The following is a 7,540-nucleotide window of genomic DNA, read 5'->3' as shown; positions in this document are numbered from 1 at the left end:
GATCCGCCCAAGCATAAGCAAATGCGCGACCTGGTCAGCAAAGCGTTTACGCCCAAGGCGATCCAAGAGCTGACCCCCCGTATCCAGTCCATCGCCGAGCAGCTGCTCGATTCGGTAACGGATGGAGCCATGGACATTTCCGGCGAATTCGCCACTCCGCTGCCGGTCATCGTCATTGCCGAGCTGCTGGGTGCTCCGAAGGAAGACCGGAACAAGTTCAAGCACTGGTCCGATATTCTCGTGGAAAGTGCCGACGACCTCACCGACGAAGCATTCCAGCGGATTACCGACAAGCGGATGAAAGCGATGGGAGAGCTGTCCGAGTACTTTAAGGGAATTATGGAGCAGCGGGCTGCAAAGCCGCAGGAAGATCTCGTAACTGCGCTGCTGAACGCTGAAATTGAAGGAGAGAAGCTGTCGGAAAGGGATATTATCAGCTTCTGCGTGCTGCTGCTTGCTGCCGGAAACGAGACGACGACGAACCTGATCACCAATGGCGTGCGCGTGCTGACCGAAAGACCGGAGCTTCAGGAGCAGCTGTATCAAGCGCCGGACCTCATACCTTCCTTTATTGAAGAAGTACTGCGCTATTACCCGCCGATCATCGCGATCGGACGCAAAGCCGCGGAGACGGTACAAATCGGAGAGCATACGATGGAGCAGGGAGCACAGGTCATTTCCTGGGTTGGGGCCGCCAACCGCGACGAGTCCCGGTTCGACGACCCGGACGGCTTCCGAATAGACCGCAAACCGAACCCGCATATGACGTTCGGCTTCGGTATCCACTTCTGTCTTGGGGCTCCACTGGCCAGGCTGGAAGGGAAAATTGCGTTTCAGGCACTCCTCGACAGATTCAAGGATCTGCGCAGAGCCGAGGACGCTGAACTCCAGCCGATCCAAAGCTCCTTTGTCTTCGGCGTCAAAAATTATCCGATCGCGATGAGCCGCAGATAGAGTCAGGTATCCTTAGGAGTGCTCCTACATTGTTTCAAAGAGTATAACCGGCATGGGGATCTGACAGATTCCATTTTCGGGAGCTGTCCATATTTCTTGGAGGCTCCCGGATATGCTAGAATAGAAAATAGCAGCTTGTACATAAGCATGATGAACTAAGGCATCCCTTTACTGCGATGGTTCCAGGAACAGCATTTGCAGGGAAGAACGGATGCCTTTTTGCGTAAGCCCGCCGGGATGATCATTTCGTTTTACCGAAGTATAAGGAGTTGAGCGCCCGTGGAAAGGCAAGTCGAAGAATTGTGGCACCAGGTCCTGTCCATGATTCAAAAGAAGATCAGCAAGCCCAGCTATGATACGTGGCTGAAATCGACGAAGGCCGTCAGTTTGCAGGATAACGTCCTGACAATCAGCACGCCCAACACGTTTACGCAGGAATGGCTGGAGAATCGGTATACCAAGCTCATTTTGACAGCGGTTCGCGAATGCATGGATGCTCAGCCTGAGCTTCATATCATTACCCAGGATGAGCTGGAGACCGAGAGAAGATCCGCATCACCCGAACCGGCTGCCCTCATAGAGGATAATATCCTGAACGATCCAGCTTTTGCCGCCATGCTGAACCCAAAATACACCTTCGACACGTTCGTCGTCGGACTCGGCAACCGTTTTGCCCATGCAGCTGCGCTGGCTGTAGCGGAGGCGCCGGGCAAGGCGTATAACCCGCTGTTTTTGTACGGCGGCGTCGGTCTGGGGAAAACCCATTTGATGCAGGCGATCGGCCACTATGTGCTGGAGCACAATCCGCAGGCGAAGGTGCTCTATTTATCCTCCGAAAAGTTCACCAACCAGTTTATCAATGCCATCATGAACAACCGCGGCGAAGCTTTCCGTAACAAGTACCGCAACATCGACGTGCTTCTGATCGACGACATCCAGTTTATCGCCGGCAAGGAGCAGACACAGGAAGAGTTTTTCCATACCTTTAACGCCCTGAAAGAAATGGGGAAGGCGATCATCATTTCCAGCGACCGTCCGCCCAAGGAAATCCCCACCCTGGAGGAACGACTGCGTTCCCGCTTTGAATGGGGACTCATCACGGATATTCAGCCCCCGGATCTGGAGACCCGGATCGCTATTCTGCGTAAGAAGGCGAAGGCGGAGCATCTCGACATTCCGAACGAAGCGATGGTATACATCGCCAGCCATATTCATACGAACGTCCGTGAGCTCGAAGGGGCTCTCATCCGCGTCATCGCTTATTCCTCGCTTGTGAATCAGGACATCACCGTGCATATGACAGCCGAAGCATTAAAAAATATGATCTCGCAGTCCCGTCCCCAAATGATCTCGATCCAGGACATCCAGGAGCGGGTGGGAGATTATTATGGTCTGCGCATCGAGGATTTTAAAGCACGGAAACGGACAAGGGCCGTGGCTTTTCCCCGGCAAATCGCCATGTATCTGTCCAGGGAGCTGACCGATTACTCGCTGCCCAAAATCGGGGAAGCTTTTGGCGGCAGGGACCATACGACCGTCATCCACGCCCATGAAAAAATCGCCTCGGTTATTCGTGAGGACCATGAGATTCATCAAATCGTAAGCCGGTTGTCCGAAAACATTAAAAGCCGCATCCAACCGCGCGTGTAGCCTGTTATTTTTTATACCCGTATAATCTGAACCTGTCTGCCTAAGACCCTCCTTGGTAAGATAACGGCATAAAACATCTACCAGGGAGGTTCTTTATATGAAATCAATCGTTATTGAAAGAGCAGGCGGAACAGAAGTGCTTAAGGTAAAGGAAATGCCGGATCTTGCGCCAAGATATGGGGAAATGATCGTGGACGTGGCGTACGCAGGCGTCGGGCTCGTGGATATTTTGATCCGCAAAGGCGGATTTACGGAGCTGTTTCCGTTTCCGGTGATTCCGGGGCTTGAGGTGTCCGGATTCGTCCGCTCAATCGGGGACGGAGTTGAAGGGTTCCGGATCGGCCAGCCGGTCGCTTCCATGAAGCTGCTTGAGCTTGGCGGATACGCTACCCAGGCCAGAGTGACGCCGCAGCTTACGGTTCCGCTCGATTCGCTCGGAGGAGATCTCGATATGGCCGAGGCGGCAGCCTCCATCGTCAACTTGACGACTGCCTACTTCGCGGTCAAGCAGGTGAACCGGATGAGGCAGGGGGACACGGTGCTGGTTCACGCCGCCGCAGGCGGACTCGGCAGCTTTCTGGGGCAAATCGCCAAGCGGTTTGGCGCTGGGAAGGTGCTGGGGACGGTGGGTTCGCCGGATAAAATCAAGCTGGCCGCTTCGCTCGGATACGACGAACTGCTGCTGCGCTCCGATTTTGTGAACGAAGTGAAGCGGATCGCGGGGGTACAGGGAGTCGACGCCGTATTTGACCCGGTTGGGGGCGAGACGCGGGCACGCAGCCTTGAGCTCCTGAGACCGCTGGGGCAAATCGTCGCTCTGGGCAACGCCAGCGGCGGCGAGCTGGCGCATCAGAGCAACGAGATTTGGCTCGGCAACCAGAGCATCGCCGGCTTTAACTTGGGGGCGTATGCCCTGTATGATCCGGTTGGCGTGGGGCAGGCGGCCAGAGAAGCGCTGCAGCTGCTCGCCAGCAGAGAGGTCCGCTCGGAGGTGCACGGCATATACCCGATGGAGGACGCCTCTGAGGCGCATCGTCTGCTCGAAAGCGGCCAAACCNCGGGCAAACTGGTACTGCAGATGGTCTAAGCGAGGCAGGTCCTCTATGCCACAGGTTTTGTCAGATTACAGCCTATGAAGAGTCCCTTGCCTGCCTGAAAGTCTGCATCTGCAACCGTTTATATGAGCCTCTTGCCCGCTTGGACGCGGAGCGGAGGCTTTCTTTTACGGCGGGAGGGGTGGTATCATTTGAATCGTGGAGTTTATGGAACGTTGTACATCTCGGAGGTGCTGCTAACATGATGCAAACCCGGAATCTGCTCGGGGAATTTTTGAAATCGCGCAGGGAAAAGCTTCAGCCGGCGGACGTCGGGGTTAGCGGGGGATACGGCAGAAGAAGGACTCCCGGACTTCGCCGTGAAGAGGTGGCGGAAATCGCTAATGTCAGCACTACCTGGTACACATGGCTGGAGCAGGGGAGAGACGTGGCCGCTTCCAGGGAAGTCATGGAGAACATCGCCAGGGCGCTGCTCCTGTCTCCCGACGAGAAGCTGCATGTCATGCGGCTGGCGGGATTCGGCGATCTTCCGGACTGGTCCGCGCCGGCGGCCGTCCCGCCGCTGGAGCCAGGACTGCAGAAAATTATTGATCAGCTGCGCTATCCAGCCATCTTGGTCAACCGCCGGACCGAAATTATGGCTTGGAACCGCCAGGCTCCCCGGCTGTTGTATGACTTTCTGGAAGATCCGGTAATGGGCCGCAACATGGTCTGGTCCATTTTCATGAATCCGTATTTGCGGGAACGCGTCCTGAACTGGGAGGAGTTTGCCGCATACAGTGCCGCCATTCTCCGCGCCTACCATGGTCAATCAAAGGGGGACCCGTGGTACGAGGCGTTTGCCCAGAAGTTGTCCGAAGTAAGCCCGGAATTTAGGGCGCTCTGGGACTCATACGATGTACGGGAGAAGCAGGTGCAGCCATTCGTGCTGAACCATCCGGACCTTGGGCCGTTATCCTTTGAAATCAACACGTTTGCCCATATTAATGGCAATGAAGACCTGCACTGCTGCGTCTATTCTCCGCTGGCCGGAACCGGAACCGAGGAGAAGCTGGATCTGGACGCGCAAAAAAACGCCGTAGCCGGACGACCGGCTGCGGCGTTTTTAAGTAGATATGAAAGTATAAACTTCCGAGGTTAAACATCCTTATTTCGCTAGAAAAACTTACCTCTAAAAGACGGTCTGTCTCCTTTGAATGAACATCGACCGGCTACATCGTGTGAATCCGGGCTGCAGTCCCGATACTCAAATGCTCTTGATCCAGCTGATGGCAGCGGGCCGTTACGGCAAAAGCGCCGATCGAAAAAGCCAGTGCCGCCCACGGTAAATAAGCCAAACCGATACTGTCGACGACCAGGCTGCCAAGCAGGGAGCCACAGGCGATGCCAAGGTTGGAGGCCACCGGCATCAGGGTCGAGGCAAAGTCCTTGGACCCGCCGGCCGATGCGTCGGCGAGATCGATTAGATACAGCTGAACGGCGGCGCTCAGGGCGTAGGAGAACAAGGCGATGAGCATCAGGCAGAGAACGGCAGCCCAGGTGAAGCTCAGGGTCAGGGCAAGGGCCAGCATCATCAGGCTCTGAACGATAAATACAATTTTGAGCTTGGACCTCGAATCCCCTTCGGCTACCTTGGCTCCGATCCAATTGCTCAGGATGGTCAGGCCGCCATAACCGAGCAGCACGGCGCTTGTCCACTGCTTTGGAATGCCGAGCACGTTCTCAAGAATCGGTGTGATATAGGTGTAGACGATAAAGACTGAGCCCACGCCGAGCACCGGAATTAAGAAAGCCATCCGGATGCGGCGGTTTGCGAACAAGGCGAACTGCTGTTTCATGGAGCTGACGCTGACGGTATCACTTTTCGGCAGAACCGAAGCAATGATGAACAACGGAATGATGCCCACTGCAGAGGTGACGATGAATGCCGCCCGCCATCCGAGCAGCTGGCCGATATAGGTGCCGACCGGCACGCCCAGGACGTTGGCGATCGAGAAGCCGCCGATGATCCATGCAACGGCGCCTGCTCGGCGGGAAGCCTGGATGTGTTCACTGGCTGCGGCAATGGACAGTGACAAGGTCAACCCGCACAAAATGGCTGTGATGACCCGGATCACAAACATCAGGGCGAAATTGCCGGCGAAAATCGTCATGGCGTTCAGCACCAGCAGTACTGCATAGCCCGACAATATGGTCACATGCCGGGGGATGCGTCCCAAGAGGCTGACGGCAAACGGTGTGCCGACCGCATAAGCGATGGCGAAGCTGGATACAAGGATGCCGGCGGCCGCCAGGGATACGCCCAAACTGACGCTGATATCCTTCAGCAGGCCGACGATAACGTATTCGGTCGTCCCCAGCACGAACGCGGCAAAGGTGAAGGCAAAGATCAGAATGGTTTCTTTTTTAGTTGTCATGGTTCTCTCTTCTCCTGGATGTCTGTTTTTTCTTTGATCTTACAGGATGAAAGGCTTTTCAAGTCAATAAAAAAATTGTCGAACGATGCTAGAAGGTAGAGGAGCCTCGCTTAAAAACCATGTTATAATGAAAGGAAAAAGCAGGTGGACGGATTTGACGAATCATGCAACCAGACCTTGGCGCGCCGATAAGTTGTCGCGTTTAGGTTCCTCTATTTTTGCGGAGGTGGCTGTTTGGAAGAAAGAAGCCGAAATGGCCGGTCGTGACCTGATCGACCTAAGCATCGGCAGCCCGGATCTCGGACCCACGGATGCGGTGCGCCGCGCCCTAAGCGAAGCTGTGCTTGACGAAAAAAACTATACATATCCCGGCTCGGCGGGCAGCGATGCGTTCCGTGAGAAATGTGCCGCATGGATGGAGCGTCGCTTCAATGTGCGCCTGGATCCGAAGGCGGAAGTGCTGTCCCTCATGGGTTCGCAGGACGGGCTGGCGCATTTGGCCCAGGCGATCTGCAATCCCGGCGACCTGGCGATCGTCCCGAATCCGGGATATCCGATTTATGCCGGTTCGCTGGCCATTGCAGGCGTGAAGCCCTATGAAATGCCGCTTCGGGAAGAGCACGGCTTCTTGCCCGATTTGGAGAGCATCCCGGTTGAAATTTGGGAGCAAGCGGTATTTATCCTATTGAACGTCCCTGGTAATCCGATTGCGGCAACGGCGGATCGGCCGTACTTTGAACGGCTTGTCGCCTTGGCTCGAAAATGGAACGTGCTGATCGTCCATGACCTGGCCTATTCGGAAATGGGCTTTGACGGTTACCGGCCGCCAAGCATTCTGGAAACCCCAGGTGCAATCGAAACGGCAGTCGAGTTCCATTCGTTCTCCAAGAGCTTTAATATGGCGGGCTGCCGGATCGGATTTCTGGCCGGGAACCGTGATGTCCTCGCTTCGCTGCTGGAGCTGAAGAACAACATCGATTACGGCGTCTTCGGACCGATCCAGAAGGCGGCGATCGCCGCGCTGGAGCAGGCGATGGACCCCTTCCGGCCTGCGGCTGGGGTGGCCGGTTTGTACGAACGCCGCCGGGACACGCTGATCGATGCGCTCGCGCGAGAGGGCTGGGCAGTACCCAAGCCAAAGGCGACGATGTTTGCTTGGGCGAAGCTGCCGGCAGCTTTCCTGGAAAGCGCTGAGCCCTGGAGCTCCCGGCAGTTCGCCAGGGAGCTGCTGCTGGAAACAGGGGTGGCCGTGATCCCAGGGGACGGATTTGGTTCGGAAGGGGAGGGTTATGTGCGGATCGCCCTTGTTCAGGAGGAGGCGCGTCTGCGTGAAGCGGCCGCGCGGATCGGACAATTTATTACGATGCATGGAAACACGAAATAGCATGTGACATACCGGGCCATGACAGAAACACCCTGCTCTTGTGAGCAGGGTTTATTGTTTATGATTAAAAACTAAATTGA

General features: G+C 55.8%; 6 protein-coding genes. 5 read left to right on the top strand and 1 reads right to left on the bottom strand.

Going from position 1 to position 7,540, the window contains the following annotated elements:
• The 4 genes from CPT76_RS13280 to CPT76_RS13265 all read left to right on the top strand — a co-directional run.
• A partial coding sequence (locus CPT76_RS13280) for a cytochrome P450 (RefSeq protein ID WP_105443259.1) occupies positions 1-954 on the top strand: 954 nt, incomplete at its 5' end.
• Positions 955-1,275: 321 nt separating this feature from the next.
• Positions 1,276-2,604, top strand: coding sequence for a chromosomal replication initiator protein DnaA (dnaA, locus tag CPT76_RS13275; RefSeq protein WP_374954674.1), 1,329 nt, complete (start codon positions 1,276-1,278; stop codon positions 2,602-2,604).
• 97 nt (positions 2,605-2,701) lie between these two features.
• On the top strand, positions 2,702-3,691 hold the full coding sequence (locus CPT76_RS13270; RefSeq protein WP_105443257.1) for a quinone oxidoreductase family protein: 990 nt from the start codon (positions 2,702-2,704) through the stop codon (positions 3,689-3,691).
• Between the two features lie 209 nt (positions 3,692-3,900).
• Positions 3,901-4,800, top strand: a complete 900-nt coding sequence (locus CPT76_RS13265) for a helix-turn-helix transcriptional regulator (protein ID WP_105443256.1) — start codon at positions 3,901-3,903, stop codon at positions 4,798-4,800.
• A gap of 70 nt (positions 4,801-4,870) precedes the next feature.
• Here the strand turns inward: CPT76_RS13265 and CPT76_RS13260 are convergent, their stop codons facing one another.
• Positions 4,871-6,076, bottom strand: coding sequence for an MFS transporter (locus CPT76_RS13260; protein ID WP_105443255.1), 1,206 nt, complete (start codon positions 6,074-6,076; stop codon positions 4,871-4,873).
• Between the two features lie 127 nt (positions 6,077-6,203).
• On the opposite strand from CPT76_RS13260, the gene CPT76_RS13255 reads away from it, so the two are divergent.
• Positions 6,204-7,460: an aminotransferase class I/II-fold pyridoxal phosphate-dependent enzyme gene (locus CPT76_RS13255; protein WP_105443254.1), complete on the top strand. Its 1,257-nt coding sequence runs from the start codon at positions 6,204-6,206 to the stop codon at positions 7,458-7,460.
• Positions 7,461-7,540 lie beyond the last annotated feature (80 nt).

Source organism: Paenibacillus sp. AR247 (assembly GCF_002968895.1).
Taxonomy (GTDB): Bacteria; Bacillota; Bacilli; order Paenibacillales; family Paenibacillaceae; genus Paenibacillus_AQ; species Paenibacillus_AQ favisporus.
The sequence above is the reverse complement of the archived record's forward strand: the minus strand, read 5'-3'. Positions and strand labels throughout refer to the sequence as shown.